General features: G+C 63.5%; 12 protein-coding genes. 2 read left to right on the forward strand and 10 right to left on the reverse strand.

Annotation, left to right across the window (positions count from 1 at the left end):
- Positions 1–8 precede the first annotated feature (8 nt).
- The 4 genes from lepA to rpoE form a co-directional block, all read right to left on the reverse strand.
- A complete protein-coding gene (gene lepA, locus AC1PLU_RS15765; protein WP_481108532.1) occupies positions 9–1,799 on the reverse strand; it encodes a translation elongation factor 4 in 1,791 nt (596 codons plus the stop codon).
- A 187-nt stretch (positions 1,800–1,986) separates the two neighbouring features.
- A complete protein-coding gene (locus tag AC1PLU_RS15770; RefSeq protein ID WP_317060159.1) occupies positions 1,987–3,573 on the reverse strand; it encodes a DegQ family serine endoprotease in 1,587 nt (528 codons plus the stop codon).
- 109 nt (positions 3,574–3,682) lie between these two features.
- Positions 3,683–4,564, reverse strand: a complete 882-nt coding sequence (locus AC1PLU_RS15775; RefSeq protein WP_481106708.1) for a sigma-E factor negative regulatory protein — start codon at positions 4,562–4,564, stop codon at positions 3,683–3,685.
- Complete coding sequence (gene rpoE / locus AC1PLU_RS15780) at positions 4,561–5,181, reverse strand: RNA polymerase sigma factor RpoE (RefSeq protein ID WP_043908138.1); 621 nt, start codon at positions 5,179–5,181, stop codon at positions 4,561–4,563. The genes AC1PLU_RS15775 and rpoE overlap by 4 nt, the downstream gene beginning before the upstream one ends.
- Positions 5,182–5,416: 235 nt before the next feature.
- On the opposite strand from rpoE, the gene AC1PLU_RS15785 reads away from it, so the two are divergent.
- A complete protein-coding gene (locus tag AC1PLU_RS15785; RefSeq protein WP_481106709.1) occupies positions 5,417–7,498 on the forward strand; it encodes a 3-hydroxyacyl-CoA dehydrogenase NAD-binding domain-containing protein in 2,082 nt (693 codons plus the stop codon).
- A 170-nt stretch (positions 7,499–7,668) separates the two neighbouring features.
- Here AC1PLU_RS15785 and AC1PLU_RS15790 read toward each other — a convergent pair whose 3' ends face one another.
- From AC1PLU_RS15790 to AC1PLU_RS15800, 3 genes are all read right to left on the reverse strand, one after another.
- Complete coding sequence (locus tag AC1PLU_RS15790) at positions 7,669–10,521, reverse strand: TonB-dependent receptor (protein WP_481106710.1); 2,853 nt, start codon at positions 10,519–10,521, stop codon at positions 7,669–7,671.
- Between the two features lie 416 nt (positions 10,522–10,937).
- Positions 10,938–12,509, reverse strand: coding sequence for a tetratricopeptide repeat-containing sulfotransferase family protein (locus AC1PLU_RS15795; RefSeq protein WP_481106711.1), 1,572 nt, complete (start codon positions 12,507–12,509; stop codon positions 10,938–10,940).
- Positions 12,510–12,549: 40 nt separating this feature from the next.
- Positions 12,550–13,008 (reverse strand): hypothetical protein, encoded by a 459-nt coding sequence (locus AC1PLU_RS15800; RefSeq protein WP_481108533.1) that lies wholly within the window; start codon positions 13,006–13,008, stop codon positions 12,550–12,552.
- A 160-nt stretch (positions 13,009–13,168) separates the two neighbouring features.
- Here AC1PLU_RS15800 and AC1PLU_RS15805 point away from each other — a divergent pair, with 160 nt between their 5' ends.
- Entirely contained in the window at positions 13,169–14,671 is a 1,503-nt protein-coding gene (locus AC1PLU_RS15805) for a sulfotransferase family protein (protein ID WP_481095027.1), read from the forward strand.
- 12 nt (positions 14,672–14,683) lie between these two features.
- Here AC1PLU_RS15805 and AC1PLU_RS15810 read toward each other — a convergent pair whose 3' ends face one another.
- The 3 genes from AC1PLU_RS15810 to mmsB all read right to left on the reverse strand — a co-directional run bounded on the left by AC1PLU_RS15810 (position 14,684) and on the right by mmsB (position 18,546).
- Positions 14,684–15,967: an aspartyl/asparaginyl beta-hydroxylase domain-containing protein gene (locus AC1PLU_RS15810; RefSeq protein ID WP_481106712.1), complete on the reverse strand. Its 1,284-nt coding sequence runs from the start codon at positions 15,965–15,967 to the stop codon at positions 14,684–14,686.
- 169 nt (positions 15,968–16,136) lie between these two features.
- Positions 16,137–17,102 (reverse strand): cation diffusion facilitator family transporter, encoded by a 966-nt coding sequence (locus AC1PLU_RS15815; protein ID WP_481095029.1) that lies wholly within the window; start codon positions 17,100–17,102, stop codon positions 16,137–16,139.
- A gap of 541 nt (positions 17,103–17,643) precedes the next feature.
- Positions 17,644–18,546: a 3-hydroxyisobutyrate dehydrogenase gene (gene mmsB / locus AC1PLU_RS15820; RefSeq protein ID WP_481108534.1), complete on the reverse strand. Its 903-nt coding sequence runs from the start codon at positions 18,544–18,546 to the stop codon at positions 17,644–17,646.
- Positions 18,547–18,585 lie beyond the last annotated feature (39 nt).

Below are 18,585 nucleotides of genomic sequence, written 5' to 3' on the forward strand. Positions count from 1 at the left end.
AACCCCTGCTACTTATCCATCTGCAGGACAGCCAGGAAGGCCTCCTGCGGAATCTCCACGCGGCCGACCTGCTTCATGCGCTTCTTGCCTTCTTTCTGCTTTTCCAGCAGCTTTTTCTTGCGCGAAACGTCGCCACCATAGCACTTGGCCAACACGTTCTTGCGCATCGCCTTGACCGTGGAGCGCGAGATGATCTGCGCGCCGACGGCGGCTTGAATTGCCACGTCGAACATCTGCCGCGGGATCAATTCCTTCATCTTCTCGCACAGTTCGCGGCCACGCCGATCGGCGTAGCTGCGGTGCACGATGATGCTCAGCGCGTCGACCTTGTCGCCGTTGATCAGCGTGTCCACACGTACGAACGGGCCGGCATCGAAACGCAGGAAGTGATAATCCAGCGAGGCGTAACCGCGCGAGACCGACTTGAGCTTGTCGAAGAAATCCAGCACCACTTCGGCCATCGGCAACTCGTAGCTGATCTGCACCTGGCTGCCCAGGTAATTGATGCCGATCTGGCTGCCGCGCTTTTCTTCGCACAAGGTGATGATGTTGCCGACGTAATCGGGCGGGGTGAGGATGTTGGCGCGGATGATCGGCTCGCGGATCTCCTCCACATGGTTCAACGGCGGCAGCTTGGACGGATTGTCCATCGGGATCACGCTGCCGTCGGTCTTGAGCACTTCATAGACCACGGTCGGCGCGGTCGAGATCAGATTGAGGTTGTACTCGCGCTCCAGCCGCTCCTGCACGATTTCCATGTGCAGCATGCCCAGGAAGCCGCAGCGGAAGCCGAAGCCCATCGCCTCGGAACTTTCCGGCTCGAAACGCAGCGCCGCATCGTTCAGACGCAGCTTGTCCAGCGCTTCGCGCAGGTCCGGATAATCCTCGGCATCGACCGGGAACAGGCCGGCGAACACGCGCGGCTGCATTTCCTGGAAACCGGGCAGCGCATGCGGTGCCGGGTCGGCCGCCAGGGTCAGTGTGTCGCCGACCGGTGCGCCGTGCACATCCTTGATCGAGGCGTTGATCCAACCCACTTCGCCGGCGCCCAACGCGGGCAATTCCTTGCGCTTGGGGGTGAACACGCCGACCTTGTCGACCAGATGCGTGCGGCCGGTGGACATCACCAGGATCTTGCTGCCCGGCTTGATCTCGCCCTGCATCACGCGCACCAGCGAGACCACGCCCAGATAGTTGTCGAACCAGGAATCGATGATCAGCGCCTGCAGCTTGTCGGTATCGCGCGGCTTGGGCGGCGGAATGCGCTGCACGATCGCTTCCAGCACCAGATCGACGTTGAAGCCGGTCTTGGCGCTGACCGCCACCGCGTCTTCGGCATCGATGCCGATCACCGCTTCGATCTCGGCCTTGGCGCGCTCGATGTCGGCGGTGGGCAGGTCGATCTTGTTGAGTACCGGCACCACTTCCAGGCCCTGCTCCACCGCGGTGTAGCAGTTGGCGACCGATTGCGCTTCCACGCCCTGGGCCGCATCCACCACCAGCAACGCGCCTTCGCACGCGGCCAGCGAGCGGCTGACTTCATAAGAGAAGTCCACATGCCCGGGGGTGTCGATGAAGTTCAGTTGGTAGATCTGCCCGTCCTTCGCCGTGTACGGCAAAGACACCGACTGCGCCTTGATCGTGATGCCACGCTCGCGCTCGATCGGGTTGGAGTCGAGCACCTGGGCTTCCATCTCGCGCGCCTGAAGGCCGCCGCACAGCTGGATGATCCGGTCGGCCAGGGTGGATTTCCCGTGGTCGACGTGGGCAATGATGGAGAAGTTGCGGATATTCCGCATTGAATCAGAGGACATTGAGGTGGGCGCCGGCGGTGCCGTCGTCAGGGTAACGCAGCATTATCGCACGCTACGGCCCCGCAGGGCCGAGAATCGGGAATCGGGAGTGGGGAATCGGAAAAGCCAGGCGAGCTATCGCCTCGCGGAGCCGCTCTTGCCAATCCCGACTCCCGATTCTCCATTCCCTCCGTCAGCCGCCAGCCTTCAAAGCGACATAGCTGGTCGCCTTGCCGTCGGTGACCAGCAGCATGACCACATCGCCCTTCTTGACACTGGCCAGCGCGCGGTTGATGTCGGCGACGCTGCCGACCTTGGTGCGACCGACACGCGCGATGATCAGGCCCGGCGACAACGGCGGCTGGGTGCTGCGTGCCGCCGCACCGGTGACCGAAGCGATGCGCACGCCCTCGCCCGCTTCTAGGCCCAGGCGACTGCGCTCGGCGGCGGTCAGATCGGCGAGCTGCAGCCCGAGCAGTTCCACACTGGCCGGTGCGCTGGGCTTGCTGTCGTCGGCAGCGGTGCGCGGTGCGGCGTTGCCGGCCGGGTTGTCCAGCGTCGCCAGGGTGACCGTCACCTTGCGCGGCTTGCCGTCGCGCAAGACATCCAGCGTGACCTTGGTGCCCGGCGCCATCAGGCCGATCATCGGCGGCAGATCGCTGGCCGCCTCGATCGGCTTGCCGTTGACGGCGGTGATCACATCGCCCACTTCGATCCCGGCCTTGGCGGCCGGGCTGCCGGCGGGAATGTCGTTGACCAGCGCGCCGCGCGTGTCCGGCAGGCTAAGGCCTTGTGCCTTGAGCGAATCGATCGGGCCGACCGCCACACCCAGCATGCCGCGACTCACATGGCCGGTGGCCTTGATCTGTTCGGCGGCACTGAAAGCCAGATCGATCGGGATCGCAAAACTGATCCCCATGTAGCCGCCCGAGGCGGAGAAGATCTGCGAGTTGATGCCGACCACTTCGCCACGCGTGTTGAGCAGCGGGCCACCGGAGTTGCCCTGATTGATCGCCACGTCGGTCTGGATGAAGGGCACGTAGCGCTGATCCGCATACGGGTTGCTGCGACCGGTCGCACTGACGATACCGGCGGTGACCGAGTGATCCAGACCGAACGGCGAGCCGATCGCCACCACCCACTGGCCCGGCTTGAGCGAATTGGAATCGCCCAGGCGCACGGTCGGCAGGCCCTTGGCCTCGATTTTCAGCAGCGCCACATCGAACTGCTCGTCGCTGCCGACCACCTTGGCCTTGAACTCGCGCCGGTCGGTCAGCTTGACGGTCACTTCGCTGGCGCCATCGACCACGTGATGGTTGGTCAGCACATAGCCATCGGCCGAAATGATGAAGCCCGAGCCCATCGACTTGCCGGCAATGCCGCCATCGTCATCGCCCTGCCCTGGGCCACCCGGCCCCTGGCGCGGCCCACCCGGCATCTGGAAATCCGGCCCGAAGAAGCGGCGGAAGAATTCCGGCATCTGCTCATCGCCCGGCATCGCACCGCCATCCTGCCCGCCCGGCCCGCCGCGCCGCTGGCGCGCCATGGCGTCCTTGCGGGTGATGGTGGTTTCGATATTGACCACGCCCGGGCCGACCTGTTCGACCAGATTGGTGAAGTCCGGCAGGCCCGCCACCAGCTGCGGCGCAGGCGTGGCGCTGCGGTTGGCGGCAATCGGTGCGGCGTCCTTGGCGGCGGGCGCAGGCTGCTGCGCGCAAGCGGCCAGCGGCAGGGTCATGGCGATCAGGCCGAACATCTGGGTGCGGATGCGATGGTTCATCAGGTTGCCTCCGATGGCAGGGCGACAGGGGCCAAAGCCCCTGCCTTTGCAGGGGTCCGGCACGATAACGGAAGGGAGGACGCCGAACCGATGAAGGTCGGCGGCGGGATCAGTCTTGCGGCGGCTGCACCGGCAGCGGCCGGCTCGCTGCCGGGCTGGCAATCGCTTGCGGCGCAGGCTCGAACGGATAGAACGCCGGGCCCGGGCGGCTTTGACTGAAGCTGGCATTGAGCGGACTGTCGCCAGCGCCGGACAAGGCCGCGCGTGGCCAGGGCCGCGCCTGCAAGGTCATCTCGGAATGCGTGAACGGGTTCGACGGCGCGGCCGGGCGCACAGCTGGAGCAACCGGTGCCGGCGTGGCAGCGGCCACCATGCGGGTCGGCGCCTGCTGCTGGCGGGCAGCGACACTGCGGGCCGCCTGCTGATTGCGCGTGGCCGCACCGCGACGGGTGGAAGCCAGCGCAGCGGCAGGCACCGCTGCAGCAAGCGCGACACCCTCGTCGGGTGTGGCCGGATCCGGTGTCGCCGGCGCTTTCGGTGCTGCCGGCGGCTGCACTGCGGCGGGCATCTGCGCGGCCGAGGCGAACACCGGCACCTGGACGGCAGGCGGCGCCGTCTCGGGCAAACGCTCGCGCGCCATGAACAAGGCGATCGCCGCGACCGATGCCGCAATCGCCGCGCCACCACCCCAGCGCCAGCGCGTCGCCGGGCGCGTAGAGGATTGCGCCTGTGGAGCGGGCTCCTCGGCAATAGCCGTGCGCACACGCGCTGCGAAGTCCAACGGTGCCGGCGCACTGGCCGCACCGCGCAGCACGTCGCCGCACAGCTGCCAACGTTCGTGGCAACCGGCCAGCTCGTCGTCGTGCGCCAGACGGCGCAACAAGAAGCGCGACTCGTCGGCGTTCAATTCGCCATCCACCAGCGCAGACAACTGCTGGCGATAGTGAAGCTCGAACTTGTCGGTGGTGGACATCACAGGGGTATGGCTCATACGCGGTGTCGCTCACGGGTAGCGCTTTCGGTCTCCAGCAGAGGCCGCAGCTCGATGTCGATGGCCTCGCGCGCCCGGAAGATGCGCGAGCGCACCGTTCCGATCGGGCAATCCATTTTTCGCGCGATTTCGTCGTAGCTCAGCCCATCCACCTCGCGCAGGGTGATGGCCGACCGGAGTTCTTCCGGCAGGGCTTGGACCGCACGCATCACCGTTTGTTCCAGCTCCTGTCGCATCAATTCGCGCTCCGGGGTATCGGTGTCGCGCAAGCGTGTCGCCCCATCGAACTGCTCGGCATCGCTGATCTCGATGTCGTCGGTGGGCGGACGGCGGTTGTGCGCAACCAGATGGTTCTTGGCAGTGTTCACGGCAATGCGGTGCAACCATGTATAGAACTGCGAATCGCCGCGGAAACTGTTGATCGCGCGGTAGGCGCGCACAAACGTATCCTGGGCCACGTCCTGACATTCGCTCCAATCGGCGATGTAGCGCCCGATCAACGCAACGATGCGGTGCTGGTATTTGCGCACCAGCACATCGAACGCTGCGCTCTCTCCGCGCTGCACACGCCGGACCAATTCCAGGTCCAGCTCCTGAGGTGTATCGACTTCGGCCATGTCGGGCCGCACTCCTGTCAGCCCACCGAAGTCGGGCAATGAGACCGCCATTGAAAAGAAAAGTTCATACCGATCCGTACGATCGTCACGCATCAGGGTAGCGGCACCGATGCGCCGCTGGCGACGCCTCGCACCAAGCGCACGCCGCCTTGTCGACAGGTATGGGTATTTGACGTGAAGGAAACAACCTCTGGATGATAACGATCTTTCCTTATATCTCCGGACGGCCAGACGCATGCTTCCAGGTTTCGACGGGCTCCGATTCAGCCATTGGCAGGCCGACCTGCGCGAGGACGGCGTGGTCGTGCTCAGCCTTGATCGCCAAGGTGCACCGGTCAACGCGTTTTCGCAGGAGGTGCTGCTCGAACTGGGCGCACTGATCGAACGACTGGCACTGGAGCCGCCCAAGGGCGTGGTGCTGCGCTCGGGCAAGGCCAACGGCTTCATCGCCGGCGCCGACCTCAAGGAATTCCAGGAATTCGACCGCAAGGGAACCGTCAACGACGCGATCCAGCGCGGCCAGAGCGTGTTTCAGAAGCTGGCCGAACTGCCCTGCCCCACGGTCGCGGCGATCCACGGCTTCTGCATGGGCGGCGGTACCGAGATTGCGCTGGCGTGCCGGTATCGGGTGGCTTCCGACGATGGCAGTACGCGTATCGGCCTGCCGGAAACCAAGCTCGGCATCTTTCCAGGCTGGGGCGGCAGCGCCCGCTTGCCGCGTCTGATCGGTGCGCCAGCGGCGATGGATCTGATGCTGACCGGCCGCACCGTGTCGGCCAAGGCCGCGCGCACGATGGGCCTGGTCGACAAGGTCGCCGCGCCTGCGGTGCTGGTGGATGTTGCCGCCGCACTGGCGCTCACCGGCAGCAAACGCCGGTTCAAACAACGCGCCACTGCGTGGGCCACCAACACCTTGATTGCGCGCAAGCTGCTGGCGCCACAGATGCGCAAACAGGTCGCACGCAAGGCGCGCAAGGAGCATTACCCGGCGCCGTATGCGTTGATCAACGTGTGGGAGCGCGCCGGTGGCAGCGGCATCCAGGCGCGCCTGGCCGCCGAGCGCAAGGCGGTGGTGAAACTCGCCAGCACACCGACCGCTCGCAATCTGATCCGCATCTTCTTCCTCACCGAGCGCTTGAAGGCGCTGGGCGGCAAGGACGCTGGCGCTGCGGCGCTGGCCCCTATCCGCCATGTGCATGTGATCGGTGCCGGCGTGATGGGCGGCGATATCGCGGCCTGGGCCGCCTACAAGGGCTTCGAGGTCACGCTGCAGGATCGCGAGCAACGCTTCATCGATACCGCGCTGACGCGCGGCGGCGAGTTGTTCGCCAAACGCGTCAAGGACGAGGCGAAGCGGCCGGCGGTGGCGGCGCGCCTGCGTGGCGATCTGGCCGGTGCGGGCGTGGCGCAGGCGGACCTGGTGATCGAAGCGATCATCGAAAATCCGCAGGCCAAGCGCGATCTGTATCAATCCATCGAGCCGCAGCTCAAGCCCGATGCGTTGCTGACCACCAACACCTCGTCGATTCCGTTGACCGAGTTGCGTGGACACATCCAGCGCCCGGCGCAATTCGCCGGCCTGCACTACTTCAATCCGGTGTCGATGATGCCGCTGGTGGAAATCGTGCAGCACGACGGCCTGGATCCGGCCAACGTCGCGCGCCTGGCCGCGTTCTGCAAGGCGCTGGACAAGTTCCCGGTGCCGGTTGCGGGCACACCCGGTTTCCTGGTCAATCGCGTGCTGTTCCCGTATCTGCTCGAAGCGGCCACCGCGTATGCCGAAGGCGTGCCGGGCCCGGTGCTGGACAAGACCGCAGTGAAGTTCGGCATGCCGATGGGGCCGATCGAACTGATCGACACGGTCGGGCTGGATGTTGCCGCCGGCGTGGGCGCAGAACTCGCCCCCTTCCTGCACCTGCCGATTCCTGCGGCGCTGGCCACCGTGGAGCCGGGCAAGCGTGGCAAGAAGGACGGCCAGGGGTTGTACAAGTGGGAGAACGGGCGCGCGGTCAAACCCGAGGTCGCCAGCGGCTACGCGGTGCCGGCGGATCTTGAGGACCGCTTGATCCTGCCGCTGCTCAACGAAGCGGTCGCCTGCCTGCACGACGGCGTAGTGGCCGATGCGGATCTGCTCGATGCGGGCGTCATCTTCGGCACCGGCTTTGCCCCATTCCGCGGTGGCCCGATCCAGCACATCCGCAGCGTCGGCGCCGACGCGCTGCTGGAACGCTTGCAGGCACTGCATGCGCGTTACGGCGATCGTTTTGCGCCGCGCCCAGGTTGGGAGTCGCCGTTGTTGCGTGAAGCGGTGGCGTGACACGCTGACTTCAGCTGCGACTTTGAGCAAACGCGCAGCCGAGCCGCTAGCGGCGATCACATGGCATGAGGTCGTGGAGTAGCGCGTCATCGGCGGCGCATGTCGCAAGCAACAAAAAAGAACGGCGAGCTAAGGCTCGCCGTTCTTTTTTTACACAGTCACGAAGCGACTCAGAAACGCAGACCCACACTGGTGAAGAAGTAGCGGCCGGCCTGGTCGTAACCACCGAGCGAGTTGCCGTTGTAGGTCAGGCTGCCACCCACCAACGGCGGTTCCTTGTCGGCGATGTTGTTGACGCCCAGCGTCCAGGTGACGTAATCGCCCAACTGCATCGAACCGGAAAGGTCGAAGTAGTTGTAGGCAGAGACCTTGTTGTCCTGATTGACCAAGCGCACGTCGGTGGTCCCCGGCGTGCCGTCGGTGTTCTGATAGTCCAGCTCACCGATATAGCGCCAGCGCAGACTGACGGTGTAGCGATCGAAGTTGTAGCGCGTGCTCAGCACATGCCGCCACTCGGCACTGTTGCACGCCACGTTGACCACGCCCGCGCAGTCGTAGGTCACTTCCTGCACGCCCGGAACCGGCTCGTATTCCTGCTTGAGGGCATAGCTACCCATCATCGAGGCGGTCAGGCGGCCCGGGCCGACACTCCATGCATACGACGCAGTCAGATCGATACCCTGGAAGTGCAATGAGCCGAAATTGTCCTGGGAATTGAAGATCAGACCGGAGATGTCTGCATCGCTGCCGCGGAACAGATCGCCTGTCGTGGCATTGCGGCGGACGCGGCTGCAGATATCCGCATTGCCGGTCACACCGCAGGCGGTCAGGATGTTGGATGAGCCGATCGACCGGATCGCATCGTCGATCTTGATGTCGTAGTAATCCACGCTCAGATCGAGCCCCTTGATCGGGCTGGCAGCAAAGCCGACGGTCCAGGTGTTGGCCGTTTCCGGCTGCAGTGAAGCATTACCGCCGCCGATTTCGTTGTACTGACCCGCTGGGTTTGCTGCAACGCGGCCGTACTGCGCCGCCGTCACGCCCGTGTTGGCGCACTGGGCCTGGGTAAATACCGGATTGGCACCGGCGCAAGGGTCGCTACCGCTCCACAGTCCTATTGTGTTTTCGTTGTACAGCTCGGTGACGTTCGGAGCGCGGATCGCACGGTTCCAGCCTGCACGCAGGTGGTATTTACCGTCGACAAACGTCGCACCCAGACCGACCTTGTAGGTACTGACGCCACCGGAGATGTCGTAGTCCGAGTAACGATAGCCAAGCTGCATGTCGAGGTTGTCCAGGCTGCCTGCCTTCGCCAACAACGGCACCGCGCCTTCCAGAAACAGTTCCTTGACGCTGATGTCGCCGGACACGTTGGAGGTGGGACCGCCCAGACCGGTGAAGTTGCCGGTCTGCATATTGCTGTCGGCCACCCGCTTGAAGGTTTCGGTGCGGGTTTCCACACCACCGACGACGCTGATCGGGTTATCGCCGGCCCACGGCAGGCTATAGCCAAAGTTGCCGGTCACGTAGGCGTTGAACACGCGCATCGAGGTTTCGTAGTTGACGATACCCACGCCCTGCAGGGCTTCTGCCTCGGCTGCGGTGACGCTATCGTTCCACACGCTGTACGGCACGCAGCCGTCGAACGAGCCTGGCTGGCAGCCCAGCAGTGCATCGCGTACGCGGGTGGTCACAAAGTCGTTGATGTTCTCGGACTTGGTGGTGCTGCGGTTGTAGGTGAACGATGCGTCGTAGGACCAGTTGTCGTTGATATCGCCCTGCGCACCGCTGGTGATGCTGAAACTGTTGCTGTCCGAATTGGTGATACGCGGGCCACCTTCGACGTTGCGCTTGGCAACGTACACAGTGAATTCGTCATCGGTGATGCCGACATCGTTACACAGGCTGCCAAGCACCGACGTGCCGCAATTGACATTGAGATCGGTAAAGAACGCACCCGATGGCGCAATCTGCGTTGAACTCTTGCGGTTGACGAACAAGGTTTCGAGGTAGGGCTTGAAGTGCTCGTTCACTTCGTACTTGAAGCTGCTGCCGGCGGTATAGCGCGTATCCGGGCGCTGGTAGTAATTCACCGGCGCAAAGTTGTAGAGATTCGGAGATGCAACCTGCGACCAGGTGCCGCCTGCGGAGGGCTGCACGTAGAACGCACCCGCAGACGGCGCGACGACGTAGAAGTTTGCCGGGTCGGCGGTGGCCGAGCCACCGCAAGCGGTACCACGGTTGCTCAATGCACACGCGGAGTAATCGCGCTGGCCCTGCAGCAATGGATCGTTCTCGCGCCAGGTGGCCCATGCGGTGGCGTGACCGGATTCGCCGAAGGCGCCGCCGATGGCCAGGTCCACGTTACGGGAAATGCCGTCGAAACCGGAGTTTCCGGTCGGATAATCGTAACCGGCATCGTCCATCAGGCCGCGCATCAACTTGTTGCCGTTGTCGTGTTGATAGGCGTTGTAGCCCATGTCGAAGCTGACACCTTCGAACTCGTCATCCAGCACGAAGTTGACCACACCGGCGACCGCATCCGAGCCGTACACCGCAGAAGCACCGCCGGTCAGGATGTCCACACGGCGCACCAATGACGCGGGAATGATGCTGATATCCGGGCTTTCGCCGATGCCCTTGGGAATACGCCGGCCATTGACCAGCGTCAAGGTGCGCTGCGCGCCGAGTCCGCGCAGATCGACTGTTGCATAGCCGTCCGACCCGTTGTTGGCGAAGTTATCGAAGGTTGCAGCGAGCTGGGGATACTGATTGATCAGATCTTCGACCTTGGTCGAGCCGGAGTATTGGAATTCTTCCTTGTTGATTTCTGCCACCGGACTGGAGGCGGTCATTGTCTGGCTCTTGATGCGCGTGCCGGTGACATTGACCGTGTCCAGGCTCTTGGCATCCAACGACGGCTGCTCCTGTGCCATGACGGTTCCCGACAAGGCCAGCGCTGCAGCGCCAACCGTGAGCGATACCCTGATGGCATCGCGCAACTTGGTGGTCTTCAATCTCATCTTTCTCTCCGAAAGTCCGAACGGGGGAAAGCAGCGCAATGCGTCGGCATCTGAAGTGATGCGAGCGCGGATCGACTGCGACATCGTTGGCGAACGCATTCAAACTGCGTAGCCACACTGGCAAACGGCCGGGCGAAGAGCGCTCCGAAAAAACGTTGCCAACCCGATGTTAAGACGATGTTGACGAAAGTTAAAGCGCCATTCACAAATGCTCTGAATAGGTGCACTGAAGCCCCAAAACAGTGCGCCCGTCACGGAAAAACTGCTTTGACACACCTCTACGACCTGTAGAGGCTGGTCTCCGCAATCGTGGTTATATCTATTCCATACAAGCTAAAGCTCGCTTCCGCGTGCCAGTTGGGCTTGTTGGTAATTGATGGCGAATCCCTAAAAACTGGAATCCCTAGAACTGAAACTCAAGACACACTCACACCCGCCGCTTGAAGCCGCTTTATTAACGGAGCGAGCTCATTCAAATGCCGACGAGAACTGTGCACCGACCGTTGATGGACCTCGCCACGCACCTGCGCAGCGCTGGCAGTGACAAACGCCACGTCCTTCAATTCGGACGTATTTTCATTCGATGAAAGTCCACACCACGTCAGCACCCGCGTGATCTGATGCTCGGTATCACGCACCAGATCTTCGTAATGCACATCGAGAATTTTCTCGGGCAGCACCGTGTGCCAGTGGCGCATGGTCTGCTGGTACGCCAGGTAATAGTCGCCAAGCTCATCGAGCGCGTATGAAAACGGATACGCGTTGTAGAACAGGGTCTTGTACATCGCATAGCACGTATCCAGCGGATCGCGCACCAGATGGATGATGCGCGCCCGCGGCAGCGCGGCCGCAATCATACCGCAGTAAAGGTAATTGACCGGCATTTTGTCGATGAGTACCGGATGGTCATGCACCACTTCGCGAGCGCCGCGCAGATACTCTTTGCCGACTGCTGCGAAATCGATCTTTATCGACGCCTGCGCCGCTGTCAGGCCGGGATTGCTCTCCATCACGCCAGAGGTGGCGCTTCCAAGAACTGCTCCGAAATCCATCAATTCGCCTGCAGAGCGCGCGCCGCCGCGTTGTATGAGCAGTCGTTCCAACAAGGTGGTGCCTGACCGCGGCAGGCCGACGATGAAGATCACGCCCTCACCGTCGTGACCAGGCTGCAACGTGCGTAGGGCATCCGCAGCATAGGCTCGGCGCACCGCAGCGATATGCGCACACTCGGCGGTCACGTCGTACTGCAAGGTCTTGCGCTTGCATGCCGCTGCTGCGGTCAATGTTTCGAAGGATTGTGCATGTTGCCCAAGATCTTCCAGTTCCTTGGCCAAGGCGTACAGGCCTGCGGCCCTGGCAGATGGCTCCGATAGCGTGGTTGCCAGCCGGTGGCGCAGGTCGTCCAGATGGTTGTGCTGCCCGGTCTGCCGCCGGAGCGTTGCGCGCAGGTACAGCGCATCGCCAGCATTTGGGGCAAGTTGCAACAGCCGCTCCACGGTGACCTCAGCGGCATCGAATTCGCCACCGAAGAACTGCATGGTCGCCAGGTCGTACAGCAAGGAGGGCTGGTCCCCCAGCAGCATCAGCGCATGCTGATAGGCGTCACGGGCTGCAGCCACGTCCTGGCAGCCACTGTACAGCGCGCCGATCCGCCACCACGCGTTGCCATCCGCTGCTGCAAGCGCCTGCGCTTGACGCGCGACCAACGTCGCCTCACGGCGACGACGCAGCTGTATCAGCAGGCCGGCATATTTGATCAATAAGGGAAGTGGCGACGATGCCACCGCTGCGGCGTTGGCGATGCACTCGGCTGCAGCGTGTGGATCACCATTGGCCAACCGGGCCTCGCTTGCGAATTCGAGAAGGTGCGCGTTGTCAGGCTGGTCTGCGCAGGCGCGATCGGCCAGAGCAACTGCGTCGGCATAACGGCCTTGACGCAGCAATTGATATCCGTCGCGCAAGAGTGCGCGCAGCTGTGTCTCAGTCAATCCATTCTCCCTGTTTGGTGCACTGTGGCCGGTCATCTGGCTAGTCGATACGACGCGCGCGCAGCGCCACGCCGGCAGCGGTCACCAGCATGTAGCTGCCCATTGCCGCCTTGCGAAGCACTATCACATCACCTTCGGCCAAATGGCCGCGGCTGCTTGCTTCTGTCAATGCCCAGCGCTGGTGCGTATCAAGAGACACCATGCGGGTGCCATCTGCCTGATAGGTCACTGCAAGCACTGTTGCGCTCAGTTGCGCAGGCGAGGACCGTCTCGCCGCAGCAGCAGCAGATACTTCGTCTGCGCTATGACCAAACTCGCGCACGCCCCTGCTGGCTTCTGCGGCCCGTACGGCCTGCGCTGGCGGGAAGCTGGCGTCGTAGCAGGCCAGCCGCGGCAATGGCTCCAGTACCGACGCGCATCGATGCGTTGGAGTCTCCTGAGCCACCACACCCCACGTGCAGCACATGATTGCCAGCCCACACAGTCTCCGCTTGTGCATTTGCGCATCTTCAATCGTCGGTTGCGCCTGAGCATACAAGGCAACCGGACGGCGGTGGAGAGACAGGCCGGCGCTGTTTTGCCTGGCATCGATTGAAGAGGCTGCAAGCGCCCTCTAAGCTGCGAGTCTGAACTGACGCACCTCCTCGCAGGATTACGCCTTGAACATGTCTTTGCAGCAGGCCGCACAACTACTGCAGCAGGGCCAGTTGCAGCAGGCGATCGTGGCGTATCAGCGCGTGCTGCAGACGCAGCCGCGCTCGGCCGATGCCTGGTACAACCTGGGGTACTTGTTACGCCGGACCGGCAATGCGTCCGGTGCGCTGGACGCTTATGCGCAGGCATTGGTCTGTGGCGCAACAGCGCCCGAGCAGATCCACCTCAATCGCGCCGCGCTTTATAGCGACCATCTCCATCAGGAGGCGGCGGCGCTGCGCGAACTCGACCTGGCGCTGCGCTTCCGGCCCGACTACGCTCCGGCGCTGCTCAATCTGGGCAATCTGCACGAGGAACTGGGCGCACGCGATCAGGCGATTGCGGCCTATTGCCGACTTGTCGCTCTTGTCGATACCGACGCCACTACGCACGCGCTGCAACTGCAAGCCACTGCACGCCTGCTGCATCTGAATCCGCCTACTCACGCCGAGGACATACGCCTGCTCACACTCGGGCAGGCAGTCTCGGCACCCGACCAGGATCCGGAGCTTGTCGCCAGCGTGCTGCATGCGCTTGCCCACGCCTACGACCGTCTCGGTCTGCACGCACGCGCTTTCGATGCAGCAAGCGCCGGCAATCGTCATGCTCATGCACAGGCAAGGCGCTACGACCCGCTCCGGACACAACAGCATTTCGACCACATCGCGCAGGTATTTGCCGCAGCCGGTGACGCGACCACCCCGCTGCCGCAGGTTGCTGAGCACGACGCGGTGTCGCCGCTGTTTATCTGCGGCATGTTCCGCTCCGGCTCCACCTTGATCGAACAGGCCTTATCGCGCCATCCCCGCATTGCGGCGGGCGGTGAACTGGATGCGCTGCCACGACTGGTGGCACAGTCGCTGTCGCCGTTTCCGCAAGCCGCACATGCGCTGCCCGCTCAAACCCTGGCGCAGTTGGCAACACGCTATCGGCAACGTGTGGCAGCTGCCGTTCCCGAGCAGGCACGCCTGCGCTATATCACCGACAAACGACCGGATAATTTCCAGCTGATCGGTTTGATCAAGCAGCTGTTTCCTGCCGCCAGGATCGTGCACACGCGTCGCCATCCGCTGGACAACGGGCTGTCGATCTTCATGCATCAGCTCAATCCGCACGGGTTTGGCTATGCGGGTCGGCTGGAGGATATCGGCCATTTCTATGCGCACTATCAACGGTTGATGGGGCACTGGCTATCGCTGTATCCGGACAGCATCCATACCTTCGACTATGACGCATTCGTCGCCGCGCCAGAACCGACCTTGCGCGCCTTGATGGACTTTCTGCAGTTGCCGTGGGAACCAGGCTGCCTGGACTTTCACCTTGCAGGCGGAGCAGTGAGAACCGCCAGCTACTGGCAGGTGCGTCGCCCCTTGCATGCGGATGCGTCTGGGCGCTGGCGACACTACGCTGCGCAACTTGCTCCTCTGCGCGCCGCGCTTGCCCAAGCCGGCATGACGCTTGCCGATTGAACCTAGCCGTCTTCAACCAGCGCGGTGGCGCGCGATGGCGGTCTCCATGGCATTGACCATGCCGCGCTCTTCCTGGGTCAGCAGCGGGTTCCAGATATCGAAGATCAGTACCACGCGCACCCGAGAACTCTCGTTGCGCGCCTCATGCTCGATCGAGTCGTCGAACACCAGCACCTTGCCGACCTCCCAGCGCCGCCAGTCATACCCCACGCGAAAACTGCAGCCCTCCGGCACGATCAACGGCAGATGCGCCACCAGACGCGCATTGGTTTCGCCATGGTGCGGCGGAATCACCGTCTGCGGCGCCAGTACCGAAAACATCGCGTTGGGACACACGCCGTCGATCTGCGCGGCGTCGACCAATGATAATGCGGCTGCAGTGGCGGGACACCGCACGAGATGCTCCTGCACCGGCTTGCCATGGGCCCAGAGCGGATAGGAACTCCACGCAGGCGAATGATTGAGGTCTTTCCATTGATTGACCGGCTGATCAGGCGCGTAGGCGATATAAGGGGCGAATCCGCGTTGATCGTCGTGCATGACCGCATGCAACTCCTGAGCGATTGCGTCGGTCTGGTCCTGCACCGCATCGATCCACGGGAAGGCATCCGTTGCATGAAACGGCAAGGCCGGCAATCGCGGCACATACAGGCGGTTGGATTGGGAATGGAAGGGGCGACTGCGCCCGCAGGCGATCGCTGCGGCCTCGTCCCAGCGCCCCTGTAGCGCTGCATCAACCGCTGCACTTGGGCTCGCAAGCAAGGTCCGCAACTGGGTTTCCAGTTCCAGCGTGTCCTGTTCCACTGCTTGCTTGGCAAGGGCTAGCTTGCGGCGCAACACCGCCGGCCATTGCGGTTCTGGCGGTGCCACTTTCAAAGCATCGCGATAGACCGCGGCGGCCGCACGTGGGCGACCGCGCGCTTGCAGAAACGCCGCCTTGGCCAGCAGGCCGGGCAGGAAGTAGGCATCCAGCGCCAAGGCGGTACTGATGGCCTGCCACTCGCCATCCAGATCGCCCTGCGCCTGCTTCACCACCGCAATGGTCAGCACGATCATCGGGTCGCCTGGGCTGCTTGCGCGTGCGCCGCTCAGATACTCCAACGCTGCCGTTGTGTCGCCCCGCTGATAGGCGTGCACGCCCAGGCTATACAAGGCTTGCGGATGCGCAGGCGCCAATTGACGCACCTGTGCCCATAACTGCTCGGCCTGTTGCCATTGCCCCGCCGATGCCGCGGCACCTGCCTCGGCGATCAGCGCAGCGATCTGTTCGTTGGTCTGTTCGATCTGTACCGCCATGACACCCGCAGCCTGTCAGCGTTCCCCGGCTCGATCATACGGCTTGAGCGGCATCGCAACAGCCAGGCTGCTACGTAGCACCTTGCCTGTGCGCGACCTGCACACGCTGCTGTGAGCGACGACCTGCCAGCGGCGCCGCTTCAGGATGCTTACGCCCTGCAACAAAACATCAATGCGAGTGGCCGCTGTGAGAGTGCGCGTGCCCCTGGTGATCGTGCTCCGCAGCGCCTTTCGACACGCTTTGCGTCCCGCACGGCTCGGTGCCGCAGTCGCCGCTTTCCACCTGCAGGGTGACGTGGGTGATCTCGAAGCGCTCGTGCAGGAGTTCGCCAAGCGCCTCGCGCAGGCGGTCGCGGTCGGTGGTTTCGCTGACCACCACGTGTGCGGTGAGTGCGGGAGTGCTGGAGGCCAGCGCCCAGACGTGCAGATCGTGGACGTCTTCGACGCCGGGATAACTGCTCAGCGCTTGCTGCACCTGAGGCAGGTCGATGCCTTTGGGCACGCCTTCCAGCAATACATTAATCGCTTCGCGCAACAGCACCCAGGTGCGCGGCAGCACCCACAGGCCGATTAGCACAGCCAGCACCGGGTCGATCCACTGCCAGCCTGTCCAGCGGATCAGCAGCGCGCCGATGATCACCGCCACCGAGCCGAGCATGTCGCTCCAGACCTCCAGATAGGCACCCTTGACGTTGAGACTCTCGCCGCTGCCGGCGTGCAACAGCTTCATCGCGATCAAGTTGATCACCAGGCCGAAGCCGGCGATCCACAGCATGCCGCTGGAGGAAATATCCTGCGGCGCGCGAAAGCGTTGCGCCGCTTCCCACAGGATGTAGGCGCCGACTGCGAACAACAGCGCGCCATTGGCCAGCGCGCCTAGCGCCTCCAGACGCACATAGCCATAGGTGCGACGCGCATCGGCAGGGCGTCGGCTCAACCGCACCGCGACCAGAGCGATCATCAAACCCACGGTGTCGGTGGCCATATGCGCGGCGTCGGACAGCAGCGCCAGGCTGTTGGTGATGAACGCGCCGATGACCTCCGCCAACAGGAAAGTGGCGGTCAGCGCGAGAGCCCACCACAACGGTTTCTCGTGGCGGATGTCGCTAGGTGCGTGGTTGTGGTCGTGTCCCATGGATGCGGTGGCCTCGTGCGATCCGCGCACCTTAGGCGCACGCGATGGCGGAGACTATTACACCTGCGCGTGATGACATCACATCACGCGGGCGCAGTGATGTGCCTTATTGCCCACAGGCCGGGTGGCAACTTGGAGCAGCTAACAAAAGCTCTCGAACGCCGCAGCGATGGCGGCAACGTGTGGCCACACTGCCTTAGTGGCAGTGACATTGCTCGGATCGAGAGGAGCCGATCAGACCGCACATCGGACGGCCGCACTACTTGCCCTGCTTGCAACCATGCACACCGACACTCTCGACTGGTCCTTGCCCGCTCACCGTCGCAGGACCTTACGCGGCATGGATGCCGCGTAAGAGCCTACACGGACGTACTTGCGGCGTGTCCCGCGATGGTGAGCGGGCAAGGGCCGCGCAGCCAAGCCGCAAATCATCCGCTCTGCACCCGACGCATACCCGTTCGATCACCTATCAAAACGGATACGAGTTACAACGCCGGCGACGCCCACCTGGTGGTGGGCGTAGTAGCTCTACTAGCCACTCTCAGACCTTGGCAACCAACTTGATCACGCTGGAAAAATCCAGCGCACCGTTACCGGCCTGGCTGTTCATCGCGTACAGATTGCGTGCCAGCTCGCCGAGCGGAATCGACACGCCCGCCTGCACTGCGGACTCAGTGACCAGCCCCAGATCCTTGAGCATCAGATCGTTGCCGAAGCCGCCGCTGTAGCCGCGCGAGGCCGGTGCATTGGGCAGCACGCCCGGCCAGGGATTGCAGACTTCGGTGGCCCAGCTGCGCCCGGTGCTGACCGCCATCATCTGCGACAGCACCGCCGGGTCCAGCCCCTGCGCGACGCCCAGCGCCAGCGCCTCGCCGGTGGCCGCCATGATCACGCCCAGCGCCATGTTGTTGCACAGTTTGGCGACCTGGCCGGCACCGTTGTCGCCGACGTGGAAGATGTTCTTGCCCATGGCCTGCAGCACTGGGCGGGCGCGCTCAAGCGTCTCGGCTGCACCGCCGACGATGAAGGTCAGCGTGCCGGCCGCCGCGCCCGCGGTACCGCCAGAAACCGGCGCGTCCAGCATTGCCAAGCCACGCGCCTGCGCTGCGGCGGCGACCTTGCGCGCGGTGACCGGCGCGATAGTGCTGCAATCGATGACCAAGGCACCTGCGGGAATCTGCGCCAGAATGCCGGCCTCCCCGAAGTACAGGCCTTCGACATGGCGGCTGGCCGGCAGCATCGAGATCACGATCTCGGCATCGGCCAAGGTGTCGTGCGCCGAGCCGGCGGCATGCGCACCGGCTGCTGCGGCGGCGTCCAGTGCGGCAGGCACCAGATCGAAGACGCGTAGCTGGTGCCCAGCCTTGATCAGGTTTGCAGCCATCGGCCCGCCCATATTGCCCAGGCCGATAAAGGCGATCTTGCTCATGGTGTCGGTTTCCAGGTTAGAACGATCATCAATAGTTAGTACGGTCATGGACGG

The sequence above is a fragment of the Xanthomonas sp. NCPPB 2933 genome (assembly GCF_056725225.1).

Bases quoted from the DNA above. Each gene is read 5' to 3' on its own strand.
- AC1PLU_RS15800 (WP_481108533.1), bottom strand. From the start codon at position 13,008: ATGCACAAGCGGAGACTGTGTGGGCTGGCAATCATGTGCTGCACGTGG.
- AC1PLU_RS15770 (WP_317060159.1), bottom strand. From the start codon at position 3,573: ATGAACCATCGCATCCGCACCCAGATGTTCGGCCTGATCGCCATGACC.
- AC1PLU_RS15785 (WP_481106709.1), top strand. From the start codon at position 5,417: ATGCTTCCAGGTTTCGACGGGCTCCGATTCAGCCATTGGCAGGCCGAC.
- AC1PLU_RS15790 (WP_481106710.1), bottom strand. From the start codon at position 10,521: ATGAGATTGAAGACCACCAAGTTGCGCGATGCCATCAGGGTATCGCTC.
- rpoE (WP_043908138.1), bottom strand. From the start codon at position 5,181: ATGGCCGAAGTCGATACACCTCAGGAGCTGGACCTGGAATTGGTCCGG.
- AC1PLU_RS15810 (WP_481106712.1), bottom strand. From the start codon at position 15,967: ATGGCGGTACAGATCGAACAGACCAACGAACAGATCGCTGCGCTGATC.
- AC1PLU_RS15775 (WP_481106708.1), bottom strand. From the start codon at position 4,564: ATGAGCCATACCCCTGTGATGTCCACCACCGACAAGTTCGAGCTTCAC.
- AC1PLU_RS15815 (WP_481095029.1), bottom strand. From the start codon at position 17,102: ATGGGACACGACCACAACCACGCACCTAGCGACATCCGCCACGAGAAA.
- lepA (WP_481108532.1), bottom strand. From the start codon at position 1,799: ATGCGGAATATCCGCAACTTCTCCATCATTGCCCACGTCGACCACGGG.